General features: G+C 37.6%; 22 protein-coding genes and 1 riboswitch. Of the genes, 11 read left to right on the top strand and 11 right to left on the bottom strand.

Annotated features, from left to right (window positions below; all coding sequences use genetic code 11):
• Positions 1–77: 77 nt before the first annotated feature.
• The 9 genes from CD122_RS05395 (at position 78) to brnQ3 (ending at position 11,346) form a co-directional block, all read left to right on the top strand.
• Positions 78–755: a response regulator transcription factor gene (locus CD122_RS05395; protein ID WP_103357976.1), complete on the top strand. Its 678-nt coding sequence runs from the start codon at positions 78–80 to the stop codon at positions 753–755.
• Positions 752–2,125: a HAMP domain-containing sensor histidine kinase gene (locus CD122_RS05390; protein WP_103357975.1), complete on the top strand. Its 1,374-nt coding sequence runs from the start codon at positions 752–754 to the stop codon at positions 2,123–2,125. The genes CD122_RS05395 and CD122_RS05390 overlap by 4 nt, the downstream gene beginning before the upstream one ends.
• Positions 2,126–2,214: 89 nt before the next feature.
• Positions 2,215–5,004, top strand: coding sequence for a 2-oxoglutarate dehydrogenase E1 component (locus tag CD122_RS05385; RefSeq protein WP_103357974.1), 2,790 nt, complete (start codon positions 2,215–2,217; stop codon positions 5,002–5,004).
• A gap of 13 nt (positions 5,005–5,017) precedes the next feature.
• Positions 5,018–6,244 (top strand): dihydrolipoyllysine-residue succinyltransferase, encoded by a 1,227-nt coding sequence (gene sucB, locus CD122_RS05380; protein ID WP_103357973.1) that lies wholly within the window; start codon positions 5,018–5,020, stop codon positions 6,242–6,244.
• Positions 6,245–6,376: 132 nt separating this feature from the next.
• Positions 6,377–6,619, top strand: coding sequence for a hypothetical protein (locus CD122_RS05375; protein WP_240624124.1), 243 nt, complete (start codon positions 6,377–6,379; stop codon positions 6,617–6,619).
• A 155-nt stretch (positions 6,620–6,774) separates the two neighbouring features.
• The gene (locus CD122_RS05370; protein ID WP_103357972.1) at positions 6,775–6,978 is read left to right on the top strand and encodes a DUF6501 family protein; all 204 of its coding nucleotides are present in this window, start codon (positions 6,775–6,777) and stop codon (positions 6,976–6,978) included.
• A 129-nt stretch (positions 6,979–7,107) separates the two neighbouring features.
• Positions 7,108–7,905 carry an ATP-binding protein gene (locus CD122_RS05365; RefSeq protein WP_103357971.1) on the top strand — a complete coding sequence of 266 codons (798 nt, stop codon included), beginning with the start codon at positions 7,108–7,110 and terminating at the stop codon, positions 7,903–7,905.
• Between the two features lie 13 nt (positions 7,906–7,918).
• Positions 7,919–9,808: a vWA domain-containing protein gene (locus tag CD122_RS05360; protein WP_103357970.1), complete on the top strand. Its 1,890-nt coding sequence runs from the start codon at positions 7,919–7,921 to the stop codon at positions 9,806–9,808.
• Positions 9,809–9,999: 191 nt separating this feature from the next.
• Positions 10,000–11,346 carry a branched-chain amino acid-like transporter carrier protein BrnQ3 gene (gene brnQ3, locus CD122_RS05355; protein ID WP_103357969.1) on the top strand — a complete coding sequence of 449 codons (1,347 nt, stop codon included), beginning with the start codon at positions 10,000–10,002 and terminating at the stop codon, positions 11,344–11,346.
• Between the two features lie 55 nt (positions 11,347–11,401).
• On the opposite strand, the gene CD122_RS05350 is transcribed toward brnQ3, so the two are convergent.
• From CD122_RS05350 to CD122_RS05340, 3 genes are read right to left on the bottom strand one after another with little or no spacing between them, the layout of a single operon-like run.
• Entirely contained in the window at positions 11,402–12,574 is a 1,173-nt protein-coding gene (locus tag CD122_RS05350; protein WP_103357968.1) for a toxic anion resistance protein, read from the bottom strand.
• Positions 12,561–13,205 carry a 5-bromo-4-chloroindolyl phosphate hydrolysis family protein gene (locus tag CD122_RS05345; RefSeq protein WP_103357967.1) on the bottom strand — a complete coding sequence of 215 codons (645 nt, stop codon included), beginning with the start codon at positions 13,203–13,205 and terminating at the stop codon, positions 12,561–12,563. The genes CD122_RS05350 and CD122_RS05345 overlap by 14 nt, the downstream gene beginning before the upstream one ends.
• A 14-nt stretch (positions 13,206–13,219) precedes the next feature.
• Positions 13,220–13,492 carry an acylphosphatase gene (locus CD122_RS05340; protein ID WP_103357966.1) on the bottom strand — a complete coding sequence of 91 codons (273 nt, stop codon included), beginning with the start codon at positions 13,490–13,492 and terminating at the stop codon, positions 13,220–13,222.
• A gap of 679 nt (positions 13,493–14,171) precedes the next feature.
• Between CD122_RS05340 and CD122_RS05335 the strand changes: the two genes are divergently transcribed.
• Together CD122_RS05335 and cspA are read left to right on the top strand one after the other, a co-directional pair.
• Positions 14,172–14,480, top strand: a complete 309-nt coding sequence (locus CD122_RS05335; protein WP_103357965.1) for a DUF1033 family protein — start codon at positions 14,172–14,174, stop codon at positions 14,478–14,480.
• A 166-nt stretch (positions 14,481–14,646) separates the two neighbouring features.
• Positions 14,647–14,847 carry a cold shock protein CspA gene (gene cspA / locus CD122_RS05330; RefSeq protein ID WP_103357964.1) on the top strand — a complete coding sequence of 67 codons (201 nt, stop codon included), beginning with the start codon at positions 14,647–14,649 and terminating at the stop codon, positions 14,845–14,847.
• 132 nt (positions 14,848–14,979) lie between these two features.
• On the opposite strand, the gene lysA is transcribed toward cspA, so the two are convergent.
• From lysA to CD122_RS05290, 8 genes are all read right to left on the bottom strand, one after another.
• A complete protein-coding gene (lysA, locus tag CD122_RS05325; RefSeq protein ID WP_103357963.1) occupies positions 14,980–16,245 on the bottom strand; it encodes a diaminopimelate decarboxylase in 1,266 nt (421 codons plus the stop codon).
• A complete protein-coding gene (alr, locus tag CD122_RS05320; RefSeq protein ID WP_103357962.1) occupies positions 16,245–17,318 on the bottom strand; it encodes an alanine racemase in 1,074 nt (357 codons plus the stop codon). The genes lysA and alr overlap by 1 nt, the downstream gene beginning before the upstream one ends.
• Complete coding sequence (locus CD122_RS05315; protein ID WP_103357961.1) at positions 17,315–18,469, bottom strand: M20 metallopeptidase family protein; 1,155 nt, start codon at positions 18,467–18,469, stop codon at positions 17,315–17,317. Before CD122_RS05315 ends, alr begins: the two co-directional genes overlap by 4 nt.
• A 425-nt stretch (positions 18,470–18,894) precedes the next feature.
• Positions 18,895–19,614: a 2,3,4,5-tetrahydropyridine-2,6-dicarboxylate N-acetyltransferase gene (gene dapD, locus CD122_RS05310; RefSeq protein WP_103357960.1), complete on the bottom strand. Its 720-nt coding sequence runs from the start codon at positions 19,612–19,614 to the stop codon at positions 18,895–18,897.
• A gap of 15 nt (positions 19,615–19,629) precedes the next feature.
• Entirely contained in the window at positions 19,630–20,352 is a 723-nt protein-coding gene (dapB, locus tag CD122_RS05305) for a 4-hydroxy-tetrahydrodipicolinate reductase (RefSeq protein WP_103357959.1), read from the bottom strand.
• Positions 20,349–21,227, bottom strand: a complete 879-nt coding sequence (dapA, locus tag CD122_RS05300) for a 4-hydroxy-tetrahydrodipicolinate synthase (protein WP_103357958.1) — start codon at positions 21,225–21,227, stop codon at positions 20,349–20,351. The genes dapB and dapA overlap by 4 nt, the downstream gene beginning before the upstream one ends.
• A gap of 4 nt (positions 21,228–21,231) precedes the next feature.
• Positions 21,232–22,218 carry an aspartate-semialdehyde dehydrogenase gene (locus CD122_RS05295; protein ID WP_103357957.1) on the bottom strand — a complete coding sequence of 329 codons (987 nt, stop codon included), beginning with the start codon at positions 22,216–22,218 and terminating at the stop codon, positions 21,232–21,234.
• Between the two features lie 204 nt (positions 22,219–22,422).
• A riboswitch (Lysine riboswitch) is annotated at positions 22,423–22,599 on the bottom strand.
• Positions 22,600–23,026: 427 nt separating this feature from the next.
• Positions 23,027–24,634: an ABC-F family ATP-binding cassette domain-containing protein gene (locus CD122_RS05290; RefSeq protein ID WP_103357956.1), complete on the bottom strand. Its 1,608-nt coding sequence runs from the start codon at positions 24,632–24,634 to the stop codon at positions 23,027–23,029.
• Between the last annotated feature and the right edge of the window lie 90 nt (positions 24,635–24,724).

The raw sequence follows: 24,724 nt of genomic DNA, 5'->3' as shown, positions 1-24,724 counted from the left end.
TTGTCAATTAGAAACGCAAAACTTTTTTAACTTTATTAAACCCTTTCTTTGTCCTATCATTAGAGTGAGGTGACAACATGAAAAATGTACTAATTATAGAAGATGAAAAAAACTTAGCGCGCTTTCTAGAACTTGAACTCAAACATGAAAATTATGATGTAGCTATTAAAAATGATGGTTTGTCGGGTCTTAATACTGCATTACAACAAGACTTCGATATTATATTACTGGATTTAATGTTGCCAGGTATCGATGGACTAGAAGTATGTAAGCGACTACGTAAGCAAAAAGACACACCGATTATTATGATTACTGCAAAAGGTGAAATTTATGACAAAGTGTTAGGGCTTGATTATGGCGCAGATGATTACATTGTTAAGCCATTTGAAATTGAAGAACTGCTTGCTCGAATGCGTGCGCTCGTGAGACGTTCATCAGATGAACAACACGCTTCAAAAGATACTGTTGAGGTAAGTGGCATCGTTATAGATAAACTTGCTTTCCACGTTGCCTATGGTGACCAGACAATCGAATTAACAAAAACTGAATTTGATTTACTGTTGTTACTTGCAGAAAATAAAAATCACGTGCTGCATCGTGAACAAATTTTAAATCATGTGTGGGGCTATGACTCAGAAGTTGAAACAAACGTTGTCGACGTCTATATCAGATACTTGCGCAACAAACTGAAAGCAATTCACAAGGAAAAAATTATCGAAACCGTTCGTGGTGTTGGGTACGTGATTCGTCAATGAAACAGCCTACACTAAAAACAAAATGGACGCTCGTCACAACAGTTATTACATTTTTAATTATTTTTATATTTTGCCTACTCATCATTTATGCAGTGAGCAGCCTACTGAAACAAAATGAACTTGAAAAGGCGGAACACAGTGCAGATGAATTGCAACATCTACTTGCAACGCAACCTTTAAAAAATATTACACCGCTAGAATTCAGTTCCGTAACAAATAGCTATCAAAAGGCGATTTTATACAATAAGAACGGCAAACATTTAATTGAAACGGCGAATACCGATAACATTCAATTTACGCCAGATTTTCAAAAAACCAGTTCCCGCAATATTGGGATTATTAACAATTCTCATGGGTCGTTTATCATTGTATCCAATCCTGTCAACACAGAATATTTTAACGGTTATGCGACAATCATCCATCCATTAGATGTTTTCGATGACTTGCTGAATTTCATTACGTATCTTGCTTTAATTTTTGGGTTAATTGCATTATTTGTAACCGCATCAATTAGTTACGCTTTCTCATCTCAAATTACAAAACCAATCAATATCATTACTGAAAAAATGACACAAATTCGTCGTAACGGCTTCCAAGAGAAACTCGAAGTCCCAACAAACTACGAAGAAACAGACGCCTTAATTGATAACTTTAATAGCATGATGGTGAAACTAGAAGATTCATTTAATCAACAACGTCAATTTGTGGAAGATGCCTCGCATGAATTGCGTACGCCGCTTCAAATTATTCAAGGTCACTTAAACTTGATACAACGTTGGGGTAAAAAGGATCCTGCTGTACTGGAAGAATCTTTAACGATTTCTATAGAAGAGATGAATCGCATCACCAAACTTGTTGAAGAACTATTACTTTTAACGAAAGACGATGCACGCTCAATTGAATTTCAAACAGAAGAAGTGGACGTTAACTTGGAAATTAAAAATCGTCTGCATTCATTAAAACAAATTCATCCTGACTATCAATTCAACTTTGAAACCAATCAAGATTTCATTTATCTCAATATGAACGCCTTTCACTTGGAACAAATTTTGCTTATTTTTATTGATAATGCGATTAAATACGACCAAATCAATCGCAATATTTGTATTAAAACGAAATACGTGAACAACCGTGTGCTCATCGAAATTAAAGACCATGGTATGGGCATACCTAAAGAAGATCAGGAACATATTTTTGACCGCTTCTATCGCGTTGATAAATCACGCTCACGTCAACAAGGGGGTAATGGTCTTGGATTATCAATCGCACTTAAAATGGTAAAACTGTACGACGGGCATATCTCAGTCAACAGTGAAGAAGGTGCTTTCACAATCTTTACCATTACATTTAATGCAAAGGCACATCATTAAAATATCCTAGTTTTTTGCCTTTAAATGTTCACAATTTAATGCTATTATTTACTTGTAAGCGTTTTTATTCTTTCAGTGGAGGGTGGATTATGAAGAACGATAAACAGGTGAGCGAAGCGCCTGTAAATTTCGGAGCTAACTTAGGCTTAATGTTAGAGCTTTATGATCAATTTTTAGAAGATCCAAGCTCAGTTTCTGAAGATTTACAAGTGCTATTCGGCACAATCAAAAATGACAACACACCATATTCAAACACATCAACACAATCAAGCTCGGGGGATAGCACGATTAAACGTGTTATGCGCTTGATTGACAATATTCGACAATACGGACATTTACTCGCTGACATCTATCCAGTAAATAGACCACAACGTACAAATGTTCCGAAGTTAAACATCGAGGACTTTAACTTAGACCAACAAACGCTCGAGAAAATCTCTGCAGAAATCGTCTCTGACCATTTTAAAGATATTTATGACAATGCCTATGAGGCGATTCAGCGTATGGAAGAAAGATATAAAGGGTCTATTGCGTTCGAATATACACATATTAATAATACGAAGGAGCGTGTATGGTTAAAACGTAGAATTGAGACACCATACAAAGCGACCTTAAACGATAACGAGAAAATTGAGCTTTTCAAACAACTTGCACATGTTGAAGGGTTTGAAAAATATCTTCATAAAAACTTTGTAGGTGCGAAACGTTTCTCAATCGAGGGCGTCGATGCACTCGTACCTATGATTGCACAAATTATTAAACGTGCTTCTGAAAATGAAATTTCTAATATTCAAATCGGTATGGCACACCGTGGTCGTTTAAATGTACTGACACATATTTTGAAAAAGCCATATGAAATGATGCTTTCTGAGTTCATGCATACAGATCCAATGGCATTCCTACCTGAAGATGGCAGCTTAAAACTGACAGCAGGTTGGACTAGTGACGTTAAATACCATCTCGGTGGCGTAAAAACAATCCAAACTCATGGCATTGAGCAACGTATTACATTAGCGAACAACCCAAGTCATTTGGAAATTGTTGCACCTGTTGTCACAGGACGTACAAGAGCTGCGCAAGACTTTGTTGCACAGTCTGGACAACTAGATACAGACTTCAATGGCGCAATTCCAATTATTGTCCATGGGGATGCTGCATATCCAGGTCAAGGTGTAAACTTTGAAACGATGAACTTAGGTAGCTTAGAGGGCTATAGCACAGGTGGTACAATCCACTTAATTACAAACAACCGCATTGGTTTTACAACTGAACCAACGGATGGTCGTTCAACAACGTATGCTACTGATGTTGCAAAAGGGTATGATGTACCAATTATGCACGTCAATGCTGACGATGTGGAGGCTACAATTGAAGCGATCGATATCGCAATGGAGTTCAGAAAAACATTTAACAAAGATGTTGTCATTGATATTGTTGGTTATCGTCGCTTTGGTCACAACGAAATGGACGAACCAATGTTGACCAACCCACTGCCTTATAAAAATATTAAGAAACATGAGACAGTTGAAGTCATTTACGGTAAAAAATTGGTTGATGCCGGTATCCTAAGCGAAGCCGACATGCAAGCTGTTATGGATGATGTTCAAAAAGAAATGCGTCAAGCTCATGATAAAATCGATAAAACAAATAAAAATGATAATGCAGATATGGTAAGTCCAGACAACATTTCAGAACCTATCGCTAGCAATCCATCTGAGTTATCATACGATAGATTAAAAGAAATCAATGATGCAATGCTCACATACCCTGAAGACTTTAATATCTTCAATAAGTTGCAACGTATCTTAGAGCAAAGACGTCAACCATTTGAAAAAGAAGATGGTCTTGTAGACTGGGCACATGCAGAACAATTAGCATTCGCATCTGTAATGCAAGAAGGTACACCAATCCGTATGACTGGTCAAGACTGTGAACGTGGTACATTCAGCCACCGCCATGCTGTCTTACATGATCAAAATAGCGATAAAGTGCACATCCCGTTACAACATGTACCTGATCAAAAAGCGTCATTCTATATTCACAACTCACCACTTTCAGAATCAGCTGTAGTCGGTTTCGAATATGGATATAACGTTGAAAATCCTTCATCATTTAACATTTGGGAAGCACAGTTTGGTGACTTTGCAAACATGGCACAAATGTATTTTGATAACTTTGTATTTTCAAGTAATGCAAAATGGGGTGAACGCTCTGGCTTAACATTCATGTTGCCGCATTCATTCGAAGGTCAAGGTCCTGAACATTCATCAGCGCGACTTGAACGCTTTTTACAACTCGCAGCTGAGAACAACATGACAATTTGTAACTTATCAAGCTCAAGTAACTACTTCCATTTATTACGTGCACAAGCTGCAAGTTTAGGTACAGAAGCGATGAGACCACTCGTGCTTATGTCACCAAAAGGCTTGTTACGTAACAAAACAGTTGCACAACCAATCGAAAAGTTTACATCTGGTGGTTTCGAACCTATTTTGGTTGAAGCACACGATGCTGAAAAAGTAACAAAAGTCATTCTTGCATCAGGTAAAATGCTGGTAGATCTTAAAGAACGTCTCGCTAAAGAAGCGAATGATTCAATAGCGCTCGTAGCCGTTGAAAGATTGTATCCATTCCCTGAAGCAGAGATCAAACAATTTTTCGAAACGTTACCAAACCTTGAAACAGTCGCATGGGTACAAGAAGAACCACAAAACCAAGGGGCATGGCATTTCGTTTATCCACAACTTAATCGTATTATTGGCGACAAATATACGCTTGAGTACGAAGGTAGACCACACCGTGCAGCACCATCAGAAGGCGATGGAGAAATTCACAAAATTGTTCAAAATAAAATCATTGAAAATATCTTAAATATCTAGGGGGCATATCAAAATGGCAGAGGTAAAAGTTCCAGAATTAGCAGAATCTATTACGGAAGGTACCATTGCAGAGTGGTTAAAACAAGTAGGGGATTCAGTTGAAAAAGGCGAAGCACTATTAGAACTTGAAACAGATAAAGTAAATGTTGAAGTGGTATCTGAAGAAGCAGGAACAATTCAAGAATTACTTGCCGAAGCTGGAGATACTGTAGAAGTGGGACAAGCAATTGCGATCGTTGGTGAAGGTGGTGCAAAACCTGCTGAAACATCAAATGATAAACCAGCAGCAAAAGAGGACAGTGTACCTGAATCACAACCGGCAAAAGAAGAAGAAACTGCTTCATCATCAAATGAACGTGTCAATGCAACACCTTCAGCGCGTCGTGCAGCACGTGAAAAAGGTATCGATTTAGCTGAAGTAAGCGCAAAATCAGGCGACATTTTACGTAAAGAAGATGTTGAACGTGGTGCACAACCAGCGGCAAAACCTGCTGAAACAAAAGCTGAAAAACCAGCCGCACCGCAAAATCCATCAAAACCAGTAATTCGCGAAAAAATGAATCGCAGAAAACAAACTGCAGCACGTAAGTTGTTAGAAGTAAGCAACAACACTGCGATGTTAACAACATTTAACGAAGTAGACATGACAAATGTAATGGAACTTCGTAAACGTAAAAAAGAAAAATTCATGGAAGACCATAATGGTACAAAACTTGGTTTCATGTCATTCTTCACAAAAGCGGCAGTTGCAGCATTGAAAAAATATCCTGAAGTAAATGCTGAAATCGACGGCGACTACATGGTTACTAAACAATTCTACGACATCGGTGTAGCTGTATCGACACCTGGTGGCTTGTTAGTACCAAACGTGCGTGATTGCGATAAGAAAAACTTTGCTGAAATTGAAGAAGAAATTGCAAACTTAGCGGCAAAAGCGCGTGATAACAAGCTTTCATTAGATGATATGATTAATGGTTCATTCACAATTACAAATGGTGGTATCTTCGGTTCAATGATGTCTACACCAATCATCAATGGTAACCAAGCAGCAATCTTAGGTATGCACTCAATCATTACGCGACCAATCGCGATTGATAAAGATACAATTGAAAACCGTCCAATGATGTACTTAGCATTAAGCTATGATCACCGTATTATTGACGGTAAAGAAGCAGTTGGATTCTTAAAAACGATTAAAGAACTTATCGAAAACCCTGAAGATTTATTACTTGAATCATAATCAACTCAACCATTTAACTGGAGCGTCTCTTTTAAGAAGGGATGCTCCAGTTTTTTATGGCTGTTCAACCCTTTTATGACCTTCCATTGTATGGTACGCTAGTATTAATTCATAATAGGAGATTAAAGCCATATGCAAATTAACAAAAAACTACTCGTTCCAGTTTTATCTATTGGCGTATTAATTATTTTAGTTAATTTCATCTTCATTTTGACGAGTCTGTTCGGCCTCACGAATTATTGGCCAGTATTTCAAACGATTGGCCTCGGTCTTATCGTGTTATACGGATTCGATGTGTTACAAGAACGAAAACAACGTGCTTTTTATTTTTATGCAGGTATTATTTTTATTTTATTTGGTATCTTTTTCCAATAAGCACAAGCATAAATCGCTACTTTTGCTTGTGAGTTCGTTATAATATAACTTGTGCGCAAGACAAAAACAGTCATAACTTTCATAGCTCAAGTTATAGACAAAGTGACTGATTTATTTCATAATAAACTAGGATTGAATATAAAAGGGTGATTGATATGCTACATGAAACTTGGAAAGAAACAACACCAGTGAAACAAGTCAAAGTCGTTCATACAGACGCTAAAAAATTCACAGTTAGTGATATGTTGACAATTGGTAAAACATACGATGTTGTCAATGAAACGGAAGAGTACTATCAAATCATTGATAACTCTGGACTTGTTGGTGGCTATTACAAAACATATTTTGAAGAAGTATAAAGCAAACAACTGAAACACATTGAAAAAAGCGATGCTCCTAGGTGCCATCTGCTTTTTTCTTATGTTTTTTTATATTAAGTAGAAAAACACTAACTATTAAATATTCGTTTTAGAAAGGTGATAAGAAACATGACACAACGTAACGCAGGCTACATCAACTCAGACAAAACAGTATTTGGTGATGCCGAGAAATTATTTAGCTTAAATAAAAATATTTTACTTAAAGGGCCTACAGGGTCAGGTAAAACACGTCTTGCGGAAACTTTAAGTGAAACAACAAATATCCCAATGCACCAAATCAACTGCTCTGTCGATTTAGATGCGGAAAGTTTACTCGGTTTCAAAACAATTAAAACATCAGACGCAGGTCATCAAGAAATTGTCTTTATCGATGGACCTGTTATTAAAGCAATGCGTGAAGGCCATATTTTATATATTGATGAAATTAACATGGCAAAACCTGAAACTTTACCAATCTTAAATGGTGTGCTTGACTATCGTCGCCAATTGACAAATCCATTTACTGGAGAAGTGATTAAAGCTGCACCAGGCTTTAAAGTGATTGCCGCAATTAATGAAGGTTATGTTGGTACGTTACCAATGAACGAAGCATTAAAAAACCGCTTTGTTGTTATTAACGTGGAATATATTGACGGTGACACATTGCATGAAGTTATCAAATCACAAAGTTTATTACAAGATGACGCACTCATCGATCAAATTATTAAATTTAACGAAGATATGCGTACAATGACACAACAAGGTCAATTATCTGAAGAAGCTGCAAGTATTCGTGCATTAATCGATATGAGTGACCTTGCGACTGTAATGCCGATCGAACGTGCCATTCAACGTACAATTATTGATAAATTAGAAGATGAGCGTGAACAACAAGCTGTAAAGAATGCTGTAGAACTGAACTTTTAGAGGGTGATACCAAATGAGCGATCGCTTTATCCTATTTAACGATGAACAACTCGACGCAATGAAAGTCATGATGTTACAAGACCTTGCGCGATTACTATTAAAAGATGAAAATACACAAGTAAAAATTCATAAATTCCCATATTATGATGCAATCAATAATGAAGTGATTTGTAGTTCCTTTTGGTCACATCGTCCTGAACATATCGAACATACAGGCTTGAAAACAGACATCTTGTTAGCGACATATAGCTATTTCAATATGTCACCACAAGTTGTGAATGAAGTGATTTCAAATGAAGAAGGCTTTCGTCATCCAAAATTATATCGCCAATTGTTTAAGTTAATTGAAGAAATGCGCGTTTTAAACCTTATCGTCAATGAACGTCCACAAACAGCAAAGCTTATTAACGTCCGTCGTCAAATGCGCTTGCAATTTTGTGAAACGCAAATTAATTTTTACCGTACGAAGACGATGTATACCGACCTATTCTTTTTAAATTTAGAACGCTCATTCTTGACGGAAAACTTTTTTGAAGTGCCAGAAATACATCCTGAAATTAATGCAGTTTTAGACATGATGTACCAATATTTACCGGACATTTTCAATATTCGTACGAGCGAAGAAGCTATGTATTTAACGCAACGTATCATGTTCCAAGTAGACGACTGGTTGAAAGATGATATGTTGAACGAATACTATCACATCCCACGCCATGTATACGAGGCGTTGGAAGATATGACATTAGACGATATTAAACGTATGGACGCCGCTCAAACAGACGGTCAAACAGATGAGCAAGGTGACGTTGAAACAGAAGAAATTGACGCTAAGTCTGCGGATTCAGATACAGCAGGCGGAGCATACTTAGAAACTGAACTGCATGAAGGTGAAAGTAGTGAAGCCTTAAGCGATAATGATACAGCGCGTGAAGGTGACAGTTCTGATGATATGACAGATATGTTGTCCAAAAAAGGCAAAGGGTCACAAGATACCCTTGAAAATGAAGAAGGGGGCAGTCAAGGGCCTTCAAATAGCTTGCTCGCCTTAACAGGCATCAACGCAAACGTACGCATTAAGTGGAATGTGCCTACGATCCTACCACAATACGTTGAATCGTACCGCCAAGTTCAAACAGATGTGCAATATGAGATTAAAGACTTAATACAAATTATCAAAAAAACGATTGATCGTGAATTCCAAGATATGCGTATGAATCTTACAAAAGGGCGTTTACAGCGTAACTTGGTGAATTGGTTTATTGACGACCAATACAAACTGTTTTATAAAAAAGCAGATCAAAGTCAATCGTTCGATGCGACATTTACATTATTGATTGATGCATCGGCAAGTATGCACGACAAAATGGATGAAACAATCAAAGGGGTTGTGTTATTCCATGAAACACTAAAAGCATTGAACGTTCGCCATGAAATTCTTGCATTTAGTGAGGATGCTTTTGATGCTGATGAAGATGATCAACCTAACATTATCGATGAAATCATCAACTATCATCAGTCTATCTATCAAGCTGAGGCACCTCGTATTATGTCGCTAACACCACAAGACGATAACCGTGATGGAGTAGCGATTCGTGTTGCCAGTGAACGTCTACTCACACGTTCTGAAAAACAAAAATTCCTTATCGTCTTTTCAGATGGAGAACCTTCTGCATTCAATTATGCCCAAGAAGGGATTCTCGATACGTATGAAGCAGTTGAAATGTCGCGTAAGCTAGGCATCGAAATCTTTAACGTCTTTTTAAGCCAAGAGCCAATTACCGAGGCGATTGAACAAACGATTCACAATATATATGGTCCATTTGCCATTTTTGTAGAAGGCGTTCAACATTTACCAAGTCAACTCTCACCACTGCTTAAAAAATTGTTACTGAAATCTTTTTAAAATATCCAATTATAAAAGGGGTAAAACATCATTCATGTTGCAACTATACATGATTCGTGTTTTTACCCCTTTAAAACTTCTTTGTGCAAAAGAATGATTTTAGAAATTTTCAGAAATTTAATAGACGAATGAATTTTATTGTGATAAAATGAGGCATAAATTTAAAAAAGGAAGGTTTAGGAGTAAGTAATATGAACAAAAATACATTATTTATCGGCTTTATGTTATTTGCGATTTTCTTCGGCGCAGGTAACTTGATTTTCCCACCTAACCTAGGTTTAGCAAGTGGTCAATATTTCTGGCCATCAATCATCGCTTTCGTTATCACCGGTATCGGTTTACCTTTACTCGGCGTTGTCGTAGGTGCACTTGATAAACAAGGTTACATTGGTGCAATTAACAAGATTCATCCAGTATTTTCAGTAATCTTCTTAGTTGCAATTTACTTAACGATTGGTCCATTATTTGCGATTCCTCGTACAGCATCAACATCATTTGAGATGACAGTTACACCAATCATTAATTCTAGTAGCCCACTTTGGTTATTTGTTTTCTCAGTTGTGTACTTTGCAATAGTTTTATATCTATGTTTTAACCCAGGTAAGATTGTTGACCGTATCGGTGCAATTTTGACACCGTTATTATTAATCACAATTCTTGCCATGATTGTTAAAGGAATTTTTGACTTTGGTGGTAATCCAAATGCTTCAGCTGATCCAGCTGTGTATTCTTCTAACTTATCAGGTTTCTCAAAAGGGTTTACAGAAGGTTATTTAACAATGGATGCTATCGCTGCCATCGCATTCTCTATGATTGTTGTTAATGCGATTAAAGCAACAGGTATTAAGCATGCCAACGATATTTTCAAACAAACTGCAATTGCAGGGCTTATCGCTGCAGCTGCACTTGCATTCATCTATATTTCATTAGGTTATATTGGTAACCATATGGTCATCAGTGAAGCAACAATGAAACAATTGACTGACAACGATCAGAACATTGGTGCATACTTGCTTATCACAATTGCAGAAACTGGTTTTGGTGCATTTGGTAAATACTTACTTGGTATTATCGTTGCGCTTGCGTGTCTCACAACTGCTTGTGGCTTGATTGTATCAGTAAGTGAATACTTCAACAGCATCTTACCAAAGTTATCATACAAAGCATATGTTGTTATCTTTACTTTAATCAGTTTTGTATTATCTAACTTAGGATTAAACGCAGTTATTAAATTATCAGTTCCAGTATTATTGATTATCTATCCTGTCGCAATCACAACTGTTTTCTTAATCTTGATTGCACGTTTTGTACCAACACGACGCATTACACAACAAATCACAGTACTTGTTGTTTCAATTGAATCTATTCTAAGTGTTATGAATGCGAATGGCTGGGTTAAAATCCCATTCATCGAACAATTACCATTCCATCAATATACACTTGAGTGGTTCCCAATTGCGGTTGTTACATTAATTATCGGTTACATTATCGGTGCTTTCGCAAAGTCATCGAATGTGATTGTTTACGAAAAAGAATAGCATGAAAAAAAGCCTTACCGACAATGGTAGGGCTTTTTTATGTGTCACAAGTTAATTATCCATTAAAACCATTACGTTGTTCTTGTGCTGTCGTTAAACGGGCACGCAAGTCCTGTTCAAGTTTTTTCAAATCCTGTTCTGCTTGTTGACGTTTTTGACGACCATCCGCTTGAATTTGTAACGTCTCTTCAATGGTTTGAATAATGTTATCTTGCGTCGTTTTTAATGTTTCAATATCTACAATGCCACGTTCATTTTCTTCAGCCGTAATACGTGCATTCTGACGCAACATTTCAGAGTTACGAATTAAAATTTCATTCGTTGTATCTGTCACTTGTTTTTGTGCTTGTGCCGCCTTATTTTGTCGATTTAACGTTAGAGCAATAGCCATTTGGTTTTTCCATAACGGAATGCTCGTTAAAATCGAACTTTGAATTTTTTCAGCTAAGGCTTGGTTAATGTTCTGAATCATTCTAATTTGTGGAGCAGACTGAAGCGTGATTTGACGAGACAATTGCAAGTCGTAAATACGCTTCTCTAGACGATCGACGAATTGTTCCATATCCGCAACATCTTGTACCGCCATTTGATTATCTGTATGTTTCGCATTATCACGTAGTTGTGGTAAGACGTTCTGTGTTAAGTCTTCTTTCTTAGTTTGCGCTGCCGCAATATAAAGATTCAACACATCATAGTAGTCTTTATTTTGTTGATACAATTCATCAAGCAATCGTGCGTCTTTTAAAAGCTCCGACTTATTTTTATCCAGCTCAATCGAAATTCTATCCACTTGTGCGCTCACAGATTGCATACGTGAAAAAACTTGTTGTAATGATGCTTTAGAACGTTTAAATACTTTCTTTAAAAACGATGCTTCTTTTTGAGACAATTCATCAGGATCTACTTCTTTTAACTTTTTCATTAAGCTTTCTAATGTTTCCCCAATTGTCCCAATATCTTTTATTTGAATATCATTTAACATTTGATGTGAAAAGTTAGATAAATGTGATTGGGCGTTCGACCCAAATTGTAATAAACTATCGTTATTGAGCGGTTCTATTTCTTGAACTAATGCGTTAATTTTTTGTTGATCTTGCTCTGAAAATTGTGGTGCAACAACGTCCGTTTTCTCGTTAGTTGGTTGTATCGGTGCGCTTTGTTCAAACGACTCAAAATAGTGATCTAATGGGTGTGCTGACGTTGTATTCGTTTGCTTATTTTCTTTCATTATCATACTCCTTTGCGTGATTCTGCTTGTAAAGTTTCGTTAAGCGCATCTCAGTATCTAACTGATTGTAATGCTGTTCATTCACACGTTTCAAATCAGCAATCAGTGTACGCTTAATCTCTTCAAGTGTAATACGTGTTTGATGTAGCGCTTGTTGATCGGCGCTTGATTTCATAGGCATTTTAGCCAGATGCGTATAGCTTTCAACTAAATTCAACGCATTATCAATATGTGAATAATAGAAACTCTCAATATTGTAAAATTGATTTGGTTGTTGGCGAACAATTTGATTAATAGTACGTGCTAGACGATAAATATCATTGACTAGCTTAAAATCTTGAATAGAGCGCACATTAATAAAAGCTTTAAAAATACGTTTAACCTTACTTTGTGCGACATTCATTTGATGTCGAATATAACGATAGTCTTTACGTGATAACCCTAATTCGTTTAAATAACTTTTCGATGACAACCTTTGTGTCGGCACATAACCTACAACAAATCCTGCACTCCCAATCAACACGTCGAATATCCATTGAATATCAAGTCCAATGACACTCGCAAAAAAAGACAATGTTGCGACAGGTATACCGACAATAATCCCTAAAATACGCGATAGATTATATCTCATCGTGACAACTTCCTTTATCCCAATACTTTAAATTTTCCAAGTTGCGGTTCTACGTCGAGGCTTTCGATATGATGATGTGTAACCGATGAAGCAGGGGAGGCGCCTTTAATGACTGCTTGAACAAATGCCTCTAAATCTCTACCTTCACCTTGTGCTGTAACCTCAACATAATCATTTACATTTTGAACAGTGCCTGTAACATGATGTTTCAGTGCAAGACGTTCTGTAAAATAGCGAAATCCTACGCCTTGTACACGACCATATACCCTTATTAAATAACGTTGCATGTTATATCACCTCTCTCTTTAATTATACGGATTTTTACAATAAAAGACTAATAATTGAGAATCGGAAGTAGGGTGATTGTTCATTAAAAGGGGCGCAATTATAAGTGAAACATATTTCAATAATTAAATTGCTATACATCCCTCAAAACTGAATTTTTATTTTTGATTGATGCTTGCTAACTAGGGGATGGAACGTAGTAAGCACATAAGATTTCATGCAGAGGACAGAGGTTGACTGATGTGAAAATACGTTTATTCACATTTTTTACGCCGATTTATCCTTACTGAAGTGAGCCGACCGAATCTTGTTAGAAGAATGAGCACGCCTTAGTCTCTAGAGAAGATAGTAGGGTAATTCATCTCTAATTATAAGCATCTGTGTCGCCATATAAATGCGTCTAATATTGTGAGTTATATATTATAATAATTAATTTCATATGGCGCTGTGATTTTATTAGGTTTTGTGCAATCAAATACTATGTTAGACGAATCAAATATTATACAACCTTTAAGGTGAAAAACTTGATTTTTATCCCTAAAAGCCTTAAGTTGTTGGAGTAGGCAAGCATAAGAGGCTCGGACACAATAAATTTAAGCACTGGGAAACCGATAAACGCTTTTGTCCCAACCTCCAGATGCCTAAACAATTTTAACGTCAGTACTGAATGGAGGACATTTTATGTGGGAACTCATAAAGATTCGTGCAGACTATGAAGGCTGGTGGCTTTTTGATGACTGGCCAGAACATATCATCGATACACAAACATTTTCTACCTATGACGCATTTTTAGAAGGCTATAAAGCAACCATCAAAGCAGCAAAACAACAATACAACAATCACGTAGTTGGTAAACATAATATGTATGCTTTCTACAACAACTGTGATATGAACTACTGTGAAGATTGTGGAGAAGACCTCCAAATTTTTTATAGTTTTATCGTATTAAAAAATAAAGAAATTTATTTAAACATTCCATTAATAAACTGATTAAAAATTTTTAATTTCTGTATTGCAAATGACAGCACCTTACCTTATAATAGTATGTAAGCAATTGCATTATTCCATATTGCAAAGAATATTGATGTAAACGTAGTATTTTTTGTAATATGCGAATAGCGCATATTGAATTTTAGTCTTGGAGGTTTCACATATTATGAAACAAGGTACAGTAAAATGGTTTAACGCTGAAAAAGGTTTTGGTTTTATCGAAGTTGAAGGAGAAAACGACGTATTCGTACACTTCTCAGCTATCAACCAAGAAGGTTACAAATCATTAGATGAAGGTCAAGCAGTTGAATTTGAAGTAGTTGAAGGCGACCGCGGCCCACAAGCTGCAAACGTTGTTAAACTATAATAAATAGATGCAATGTTGACTTACCAAAAAAGCGGGCACATCACATGTGCTCGTTTTTTTGCTATGTAAATACAACAAACCCCCGAATTAAGATGCTTCAAAAAGTCTTAATCCGGGGGTTTCTCTATCACATTATTTTACATCATTAATAATCAATTGACGTAATGATTGGCGCTTAATAACTTCACGCGCTTTACCATTCGCCACAAAGAATACTGCAGGTTTTTGAATTTGGTTATAGTTAGATGCCATACTGTAATGGTAGGCACCCGTTGATAACACTGCTAAATAATCACCGCGCGCAACACTAGATGGGAGTGCCGCTTCGTGAATTAAAATGTCGCCTGACTCGCACAATTTACCTGCTAACGTAACGACTTGATCTGCTTTCTCATTACGATTAACGAGCATTACTTTGTATTTCGCATCATACAGTGCTGTACGAATATGGTCACTCATACCACCATCGATTGAGATGTATTTATTGACGGAAGGGATGTCTTTAATCGTACCTACTTCATATAATGTCACACCTGCTTCTGCAACGATAGAGCGTCCTGGCTCAATACTTAATGTTGGAATCGGGTAATCCAGCTCACGACATTTTTGTTTAATAGCTTGAACGATTTCTGTAATACCTGCCTCAATATCGAATGATTGATCACCTTCAACATATTCAACACTAAAGCCGCCACCGAGGTTGAGTAGCTCAATCTCAATTGCATGTTCATTCAACCATTCGAGTACCATTTTGGCTGTTTCAATCATGCCTGTTGTTTCTTCAATTTGTGAGCCGATATGGAAATGAATTCCTTTTAAGTTTAAATGATGGCTTTGATGAATCATCTCAACGGCTTGTTCTGCTAATCCATGTTTCAATGACAAGCCGAATTTACTTTTTTCTTGACCCGTTTGAATGAATTCATGCGTATGTGCTTCAACACCTGGATTAACGCGAATCAGCACGTCTACTGTATCTGTCGCATATTCGTCTAGTAGGGCGATTTCATCCAGTGCATCTACGACAAAATAACCAATCCCTTGTGAGAGGGCATATTGAATTTCTTGCTTTGTTTTGTTGTTACCATGGAAGTGAATGCGTTTAGGGTCATAACCCGCTTCAATCGCCGTATACAATTCTCCTTCTGACACAACATCTAAGTCAAAGTCTTCTTCTTCAACAAGTTTGATCATTTGGATACATGTAAAAGCTTTAGAAGCGTATGATAGTACATAGCCAATATCATTATGTTGAAATGCTTGATGGTAGCGTCTCATTTGTTGACGTATTTGATTTTCATCATACACAATTGTTGGCGTGCCAAAACTTTGGGCGATTGTTTTTAAACTTGTGCCGTCAATTGTGAGTTCTCCTGATTTGTTATAAGTTACTGTCATTAATTTGTGTACTCCTTCGTTAAAGAATCCAGGTTAAGTGCACTCAATTGTTCTGAGTTTGCACCGACACCTTTAAATGTATAATCATCAATTCGTAAATCTTCATTGTATAGCGTTACGACGTCTTGCGCTTTGACATGGTCATCAACTTCGACAAACATATGGCTCATCATGAGCGCACGAATTGGATAACGTTTGCCGTTAATTAAGACGTCATGTTGTGCACGTGTACGTAACACACCGTCACCATACCCCAAGTCCACAACAGCCAGACGTGTGTTGTCTTGCTCTGCTGTATACGCAAAACTATAACCACAATGTTGACCAGCTTGAACAGTTCGTACTTGTAATACATTCGCTTGTACAGTTAATGCTTGGGAGATTTGATCTCTCGACAGCGATGAATACGGACGTAAACCATACAGTGCAATCCCCACACGTGCATGTGTATGATGCGGGAAAATGTGTCCTTCACGTATAAAGCTCGCGCTATTTTGTGCATGAATCATCTCAAATGTATAACCTTGGTCTAGCAATTTTTCAACAATTTCCAACCATGCAGTACGCTCAATTTCATAATCTGGCACATCAAATTCATCCGCATAGCCAAAGTGCGTCCATAAACCGGTAATCAGCATTTTAGGCGCATCATTTGCTTCGTGATCTGCCAATACTTCTTGTAATTCCGCTAATGTTTTAAAGCCTGAACGGTGTAGTAAATTCTCATATTCTAAATGCACTTTGACATCCGCTAGCGCTTGTTTATGTTCGTAATAAAAAGCAAGAGAGGGGAGCGTCATGTGAATATCATGCTCGCGCAACACATCAAAATCACGTATTGGATTCATTAAAAATATGGTTGCAGTAGGGGCGAGCGAGCGAATTTCAACCGCTTCTTTTAGCGATGTCGTACTAAAACATCGTATACCCGCTTCCCAAAATTGTTCAATCGCAAATGCCAAACCGTAGTTGTACGCATTGTTTTTAACGACAGCCATGATTGGTTGACCATTTCGTACTTGTCGTACATTTTGTTGGAAAATTTTACGATCTACACGCCATATTGCCGTCATTCGACCACCTCATCATAGTTAAATAATAGTCGTTCATAATAGTCAGCAATGTTAATTAAAATCTGCTCATCAAAGTTCAGTCGTGGCGTATGTAAGCCATGAACAAACTGTTGTGATTCATTACGCGTTCCAACAAATACAAAATAAGAAGGAGCGAGTTGTTGATAGAAACTGAAATCTTCACCAAATAAATACGGTGTTTTAGGTTCGATTACCGTTTGATGATTGTGTTGTAAACTTTCAACCACATATTTTTTCAAACTTGGCGTATTAATTGTTGGCGGATAGCCTTCTTCAAACTTTACCTCACACTGCACATTAAATAATAACGTTATACTTTGTGCAATTTTTTGCATTTGACTTTGTACTTGTTGTAGGTCAGCCATATCGTACGTGCGAATCGTACCTTCTAAATAACCATTACTTGGAACTGTATTAATGGCTTCACCTGCATGAAAACGACCGATATGTACAATATTACGTTGCAAACCATTCAAGTGATATTGCTGAATTTGAGCCAACTGTGTGAGTAAATGCTGCATCGCTTCAGCTGTTGAGTGGCCTTGTTCTTTGTTCGCGACATGACTTGATTTACCTTCTAAATAAAAGCGATATTCCGTCGCACTTGCTGTAATTTCTTCATCACGTACAACAACTGAACCTTCATCAACGAACGGCATAATGTGCACACCATAAATGGCATCAATTTGATACGCATCTAACTTTCCAGATTTAATGAGTAAATTCGCACCGCCACCTGATTCTTCAGCTGGTTGGAAAATAAATACAACATTGTGGGGGAGGCGTCCTTCATCATAAAGCGCTTTGCATCGTTTGACATGCAACATTAATGCTGTCGTATGGCCGTCATGACCACAAGCATGCATAACTTGATCTACTTCACTGCGATAGCCAATATCATTTTCTTCATGAATCGGTAACGCATCAATATCAGCTCTAAAAGCAATTGTTTTATCAGATTGTCCTTCTAAATAGGCAACGACACCCGTTTTTAATGGACGTTCATATGATATACCTTCAGCTTCTAAAAATTGTATGATATAGTCCGTCGTCACATATTCTTCTAGGCTCAACTCTGGATGGGCGTGTAAATAACGTCTATGTTGCGTAACAAACTCTAACTCACTCATTCTTTTCACTCCTTGTTATGTAACAAAAGCAGAAGAGGTTGAGACAAAAGCGTTTAGGATTTGAGCAGAACCGAACGATGCTGTTCATGCTTCTGGCAGTAGTTGACTGATGTGTGACTACACCCTTGGCTTGTCACACATCTACTCAACCTTGCCGGGCGCTACAACGAAATCTTTGCTAGCGCATAAGATTTCTGTAGTGCTCCTGATTTTGCCGAAATCATGGCAGTTCTGCCGAAAATCCTACTTTTAGTACACCGTTTATCGGCTTCCCAGTACTTAAATTTATTGTGTCCCAGCCCCTTTGGCAGGGATGACTGGCATAACAATTTGCTTCAGTCAGCTACTGCCTTCTATATGAAATCTCAAATTTAATTTGAATGTTTCTATTAATATCCCGTCCTCGGGTTTAGACTTTCAGGATATTACTCATCAAGTTTACGTAATGCTGAGACGATTTCGCGTTTTGAATCGGCAACATCACTTGCTTGTTTGATTACTTTTGCTGGTGTACCTGCGACTACAGCGCCAGCAGGTACATCTTGCGTCACAATTGCGCCTGCAGCAACAATCGCACCTTCACCGACGCGCACACCTTCTAGTACAACGGCATTTGCACCAATTAATACATTGTCTTCAATGACAACTGGCTCTGCACTAGGTGGTTCAATAACACCTGCTAATACCGCACCTGCACCAACGTGTACATTTTTACCAGTTGTTGCACGTCCGCCTAATGTCGCGTTCATATCAACCATTGTGCCTTCTCCAACAACAGCACCAATGTTAATTGTTGCACCCATCATAACAACGGCACCGTCACCGATAACCGCGTGCTCGCGAATAAAAGCACCTGGTTCAATACGTGCATTTGTATTTACTAAGTTTTTCAATGGAATTGCTGAATTACGACGATCCATTTCAATTTCTAATTCTGTAATCGCAGCGGCATTCGCTTCATAAAATGCTTGCCAGTCACTTGCTTCACAGAAAATAACTTTTGAATCGTCTGACCCGAATACTTTGAATTGTTCGGGGAAGTCGACGCCATTGAAATTCCCATTTGCATATACTTTTAATGGGGTAGATTTTTTTGCATCGCTAATATATTGAATGATTTCTTCCGCAGTAAAATTTTTGACCATGTTTACGTACGCTCCTTATAAATTATCGAATGTATAATATCCAGGTTCTTGTTGAACGAGCTTTTCAGCCGCATTTAACGCACCGTTTGCAAAGATATCTTTAGATTGTGCTCGGTGTGAAAGGGTAATTGTCTCATCCACACCTGCAAATAGAACATCATGTTCGCCAACAATTGTACCACCGCGTAATGAGTGAATACCGACTTCATTTTTCTCACGTTTCGCATTTTGTTGACTTCTATCATAGACAGGTTGCACTTCATCACGTAGATGCTCAATCACATCGTATAGTTTCACTAATGTCCCACTCGGCGCATCTACTTTTTGGTTGTGATGTGCTTCTGTCAGCTCAATATCATATTGTTCAAGCAATGGCACAGCAACTTCTAATAACTTAGTTAAAACGTGCACGCCATAACTCATATTCGCACTGAAAAAGACAGGCATTTTTTGAGAAAGTGTGTGAAGTTTGGCTGTGATTGTCTCTTTTTCACCAGTTGTTGCAATCACTAATGGCAATTCAAAATCTTGTTCAAGTAATGGCAACAACAAGTTCGGATGTGAAAAATCTATCGCCACATCAGCCTCTGTCGCTTCATTAATTTGATTGACAGTAGGGTAGGGAATTGCATCGTGATTTTTATTCGGAATCACCGCGACAATCTCATGACCTGCCGCTTCTGCAAGACGTGCAACACGCTGATTCATGGCACCATAGCCAATTAATAATATTTTCATGCTTGAACCTCCGCTTTAAATTGTTCATACGCCGCTTTTAACGTCGCTTGTTCTTGTGCATTCAATGCTACAAGTGGCAAACGCACTTCATATTGACCGAAGCCTTCTAACGCCGCCAAATATTTAATTGGAACAGGGTTTACGTCAACCGACATCGCTGTTAATAACTTACCAATCGGTTCAAAGTTGCTGGCACGATTTTCAGCATCTGTATAAACACGTTGAAACGCTGCTGGAATAACGTTTGCCGCAACCGAAATAAGACCTTGTCCACCTTCATTGAAATATCTCACAATGTTGTCATCATTACCGCTATATAACGCAAACTGTGACGTATCAACACGTGATTGAATATCTGCTAAATAATCAAAATCATTCGTTGCATCTTTCAACGCCACAATATATGGATGTTGACTTAAATGTTCAATCGTTTCAGGTTCAATCGTGCTGTTCGTTCTTGATGGGACATTGTACAAGATAACCGGTAACTTTGCTGCATCCGCAATCGTTTCAAAGTGCGCAATCAAACCACGTTGACTCGTTTTTAAATAGTAGGGCGTAATCAACATAATGGCATCGGCACCTAATTCTTTTGCACGTAATGACGCTTCAATTGAACGTTGTGTATTATTTGTGCCGGTACCAACGACAATCGGTACGCGTCCACGATTTTCTTCAATTACCGTTTGTAAGATTTGATCCTTTTCTTCACCAGTTAGTGATGGGTTTTCTGCAGTTGTTCCATTCACAATTAAAGATTGGATGCCATTCTCTATTAAAAAGTTCACTTGTCGGCGAATTGCCTCATAGTCTACCTCGTTATTTGTAAAAGGCGTAATCATTGCAACGCCTGTCCCTTCAAAAATATGTGTCATAACACTATTCTCCTTTCAATTCGAGAACCTGTTCTAACACTTGTACAGCATTCAGTGCAGCACCTTTCAATAAGTTATCTGATGTTACCCAAAGATGGAATGTATTGTCTAACGAATCATCTTTACGAATACGTCCTACAAACACTTCATCACGACCTGTTGAATGGATTGCGAGTGGGTATTCGTTGTTCGCTGGATTATCGACTAATACAACGCGTGGGTCTGCATCGAATAACGCTTGAATTTCTTCAACTGTTGCTGGTTGATCTAGTGTTACATTAATGTGAACACTATGGCTGTCTTGCACTGGCACACGTACACAAGTGGCAGTAACATTTAATGTAGGTTCATTTAAGATTTTTCTCGTTTCATCGATCATTTTTTGTTCTTCTTTTGTATAACCATTATCTAAGAAGACGTCGATATGTGGTAAGACGTTATTATAGATTGGATGTGGATATGCTTTTGGTTCTGCACCATGCGCACCATCTGCCAAGTCTTTTTTACCTTGCATACCTGAACCTGATACGGCTTGGTATGTTGTATATGCGACACGTTTCAATCCGTATTTATCTTGTAACGGTTTCAACGGTACGACCGATTGAATTGTTGAACAGTTCGGGTTGGCAATAATACCACGTGTAAACTTAGGCGCGTTGACTTCTGGAACAACTAAATCTACATCTTCAGTCATACGCCATTGACTTGAGTTATCGATAATAATCGCACCATGTTGTTCAAACAGTGGGGCGAAGCGTTTACTTGTCTCACCACCTGCACTCATTAGCACGTAATCAAAGTCACCGTCTGTCGCTGCTTCAGTAAGCTCCTGCACAGTATACGTTTGACCTTGAAACTCAATCTCTTGTCCGGCAGAACGTTTTGATGAAAACAATACAAGTTCATCGAAAGGAATGCCTTTACGATCAATTGTCTCCAAAATTTTAGAACCTACTAATCCTGTTGCACCTGCGACTACTAATTTTACCATGCTATTCACTCCATCTTCTTAAATTGTTATTTTTATTCTTTCATTTCACATAATTCAGAAAATAAATTATTGATGAATTTAGTTGTTATCCATCATCAATCAATTTCAGCAAAATATGTTTCATTTTTTGACCTCCTCACATTAGGGGAGAGTCACATAATATATAAAAAAACAAGTCCGTCGTGCGAACTTGTCTCATTTATATACAAGTGATGCACTCCATTATCAATAGAATAATGACAGATTCTTAGCTCTTAACCTTAGAATCCAATAAACAGATTCTGCAAAGTCTGTTTATTTCGGCATCGCACCCTTTCGATATAAATTGTTTGCAGACAAATGATTATATCTACTCATGATTGATGCGCCTCATCAGAAAATATTTAATTAATATGGTTCATATTATACATACTATGACATAACCTGTAAACAGCATTTGCAAACTTTTTTTAATTTACAGACAATAATTACTTTTAAAATATTGGATGCAGAACCGTAAAAGAACAGGGGAACAGCGCCTTAATCATAGTTAACACATATGCGTTCTGTCGTGTTCTTAAAGCACACAATCACAATAGGGCTGGGACAACGGGGGTGGGACACAATAAATTTAAGCACTGGGAAACCGATAAACGGTGTCCCAAAAGCAGGATTTTCGACAGAACTGCCACGATTTCGGCAAAATTTGAAAAGCAATTTTGCTCATCGTTCGGTTCTGCTCAAATCCTAAGCGCTTTTGTCCCAACCCCTGTCCCACTACCAAAAAATCGAACCAGTGTATGTCACCAGTCCGATTTGAGCGTAACGCTTATTTTGATTTTAAAATACCTTTTTCTTCTAAATAGCTTTCGTAAGGCATCTCTTTAGATAAACCTGTTGGTACATCTAAATCGATCACTCGGTTTGCGATTGTATTAATAAACTCGAAGTCATGTGATGTGAAAATAATTGAGCCTTTGAAAGATTTCAAGCCTTCATTGACTGATGTAATACTTTCGAGGTCTAAGTGGTTTGTTGGCTCGTCTAAAAGCAAGACGTTGGCACTTGAAAGCATCATTTTACTTAACATGCAACGTACTTTTTCGCCACCCGATAATACACTCGCTTTTTTCTTAACTTCTTCGCCACTGAACAACATACGGCCTAAGAAACCACGTAAAAATGTTTCCGTTTGTTCATCTTCAGGCGCATATTGGCGTAACCAATCAACCAAGTTCATATCAATACCTTCGAAAAATGCTGAGTTATCTTTAGGGAAGTAACTTTGTGAAGTTGTCACACCCCATTTAACCGTTCCTTCATCCGGCTCCAACTCGCCAGCTAAGATTTTCAACAATGTCGTTTTCGCAATCTCGCTGCTACCCATCAATACAGCTTTATCGTTTGGATTCATAGTAAACGAAATATTATCCAATACTTTTTCGCCATCAACTGTTTTTGAAACACCTTCAACAAACAATAAGTCGTTACCAATCTCACGTTCAGGAGAGAACTTCACGAAAGGATAACGTCTTGATGATGGTTGAATATCATCTAATTCAATTTTCTCTAATTGCTTTTTACGGCTCGTTGCTTGTTTAGATTTAGACGCGTTGGCAGAAAAGCGTGCAATAAACTCTTGCAATTCTTTAATTTTGTCTTCTTTTTTCTTATTTTGTTCTTGTGCCATTTTTTGCGCAAGTTGGCTTGATTGATACCAGAAATCATAGTTACCAACATAGATTTTAATTTTACCAAAGTCTAAGTCGGCGATATGTGTACATACATTATTTAAGAAGTGACGGTCATGGGATACGACAATCACAGTATTATCAAAGTTGATTAAGAAATCTTCTAACCAGCTAATCGCTTGGATATCCAAACCATTGGTAGGCTCATCCAGTAGTAAAACATCTGGCGAACCAAACAGACTTTGTGCCAATAAGACTTTCACTTTTTGATTATTTTCTAACTCTGACATTTTCTTATCATGCAAGCTTGTGTCGATACCTAAACCTGATAATAGGGTCGCTGCATCAGACTCAGCATTCCAGCCGTCCATTTCTGCAAATTCACCTTCAAGTTCTGCTGCACGAATCCCATCTTCATCGCTGAAATCAGGTTTCATATAAATGGCATCTTTCTCTTGCATCACTTCATATAAACGCTCGTGACCTTTAATTACAACATCTAACACGCGAACATCTTCATACGCAAAGTGGTCCTGCTTTAATACCGCTAAACGCTCGTCTTTTCCTAATGATACGTGACCTGTTTGAGAATCAAGTTCTCCTGATAAAATTTTTAAAAATGTAGACTTACCTGCACCGTTTGCACCGATTAAGCCGTAACAGTTGCCTGGTGTGAATTTAATATTAACGTCTTCAAATAATTTACGGTCACCAAAACGTAAACTAACATCCGTAACTTGTAACATGCACTTTCTCCTTTATATATAATCTAACGGAAGCATTATACCATATAACCTACATCGTTTCGATATTATGGAAATGAGATACAATAATTT

Origin of the sequence: Staphylococcus rostri, assembly GCF_002902145.1 — a bacterium.
Taxonomy (GTDB): Bacteria; Bacillota; Bacilli; order Staphylococcales; family Staphylococcaceae; genus Staphylococcus; species Staphylococcus rostri.
This window is presented reverse-complemented; position numbering and strand designations above follow the sequence as displayed.

Excerpts from the sequence above, each read along its gene's own strand:
- CD122_RS05395 (WP_103357976.1), top strand. The coding sequence starts at position 78 with ATGAAAAATGTACTAATTATAGAAGATGAAAAAAACTTAGCGCGCTTT.
- CD122_RS05390 (WP_103357975.1), top strand. The coding sequence starts at position 752 with ATGAAACAGCCTACACTAAAAACAAAATGGACGCTCGTCACAACAGTT.
- CD122_RS05385 (WP_103357974.1), top strand. The coding sequence starts at position 2,215 with ATGAAGAACGATAAACAGGTGAGCGAAGCGCCTGTAAATTTCGGAGCT.
- sucB (WP_103357973.1), top strand. The coding sequence starts at position 5,018 with ATGGCAGAGGTAAAAGTTCCAGAATTAGCAGAATCTATTACGGAAGGT.
- CD122_RS05375 (WP_240624124.1), top strand. The coding sequence starts at position 6,377 with ATGCAAATTAACAAAAAACTACTCGTTCCAGTTTTATCTATTGGCGTA.
- CD122_RS05370 (WP_103357972.1), top strand. The coding sequence starts at position 6,775 with ATGCTACATGAAACTTGGAAAGAAACAACACCAGTGAAACAAGTCAAA.
- CD122_RS05365 (WP_103357971.1), top strand. The coding sequence starts at position 7,108 with ATGACACAACGTAACGCAGGCTACATCAACTCAGACAAAACAGTATTT.
- CD122_RS05360 (WP_103357970.1), top strand. The coding sequence starts at position 7,919 with ATGAGCGATCGCTTTATCCTATTTAACGATGAACAACTCGACGCAATG.
- brnQ3 (WP_103357969.1), top strand. The coding sequence starts at position 10,000 with ATGAACAAAAATACATTATTTATCGGCTTTATGTTATTTGCGATTTTC.
- CD122_RS05350 (WP_103357968.1), bottom strand. The coding sequence starts at position 12,574 with ATGAAAGAAAATAAGCAAACGAATACAACGTCAGCACACCCATTAGAT.
- CD122_RS05345 (WP_103357967.1), bottom strand. The coding sequence starts at position 13,205 with ATGAGATATAATCTATCGCGTATTTTAGGGATTATTGTCGGTATACCT.
- CD122_RS05340 (WP_103357966.1), bottom strand. The coding sequence starts at position 13,492 with ATGCAACGTTATTTAATAAGGGTATATGGTCGTGTACAAGGCGTAGGA.
- CD122_RS05335 (WP_103357965.1), top strand. The coding sequence starts at position 14,172 with ATGTGGGAACTCATAAAGATTCGTGCAGACTATGAAGGCTGGTGGCTT.
- cspA (WP_103357964.1), top strand. The coding sequence starts at position 14,647 with ATGAAACAAGGTACAGTAAAATGGTTTAACGCTGAAAAAGGTTTTGGT.
- lysA (WP_103357963.1), bottom strand. The coding sequence starts at position 16,245 with ATGACAGTAACTTATAACAAATCAGGAGAACTCACAATTGACGGCACA.
- alr (WP_103357962.1), bottom strand. The coding sequence starts at position 17,318 with ATGACGGCAATATGGCGTGTAGATCGTAAAATTTTCCAACAAAATGTA.
- CD122_RS05315 (WP_103357961.1), bottom strand. The coding sequence starts at position 18,469 with ATGAGTGAGTTAGAGTTTGTTACGCAACATAGACGTTATTTACACGCC.
- dapD (WP_103357960.1), bottom strand. The coding sequence starts at position 19,614 with ATGGTCAAAAATTTTACTGCGGAAGAAATCATTCAATATATTAGCGAT.
- dapB (WP_103357959.1), bottom strand. The coding sequence starts at position 20,352 with ATGAAAATATTATTAATTGGCTATGGTGCCATGAATCAGCGTGTTGCA.
- dapA (WP_103357958.1), bottom strand. The coding sequence starts at position 21,227 with ATGACACATATTTTTGAAGGGACAGGCGTTGCAATGATTACGCCTTTT.
- CD122_RS05295 (WP_103357957.1), bottom strand. The coding sequence starts at position 22,218 with ATGGTAAAATTAGTAGTCGCAGGTGCAACAGGATTAGTAGGTTCTAAA.
- CD122_RS05290 (WP_103357956.1), bottom strand. The coding sequence starts at position 24,634 with ATGTTACAAGTTACGGATGTTAGTTTACGTTTTGGTGACCGTAAATTA.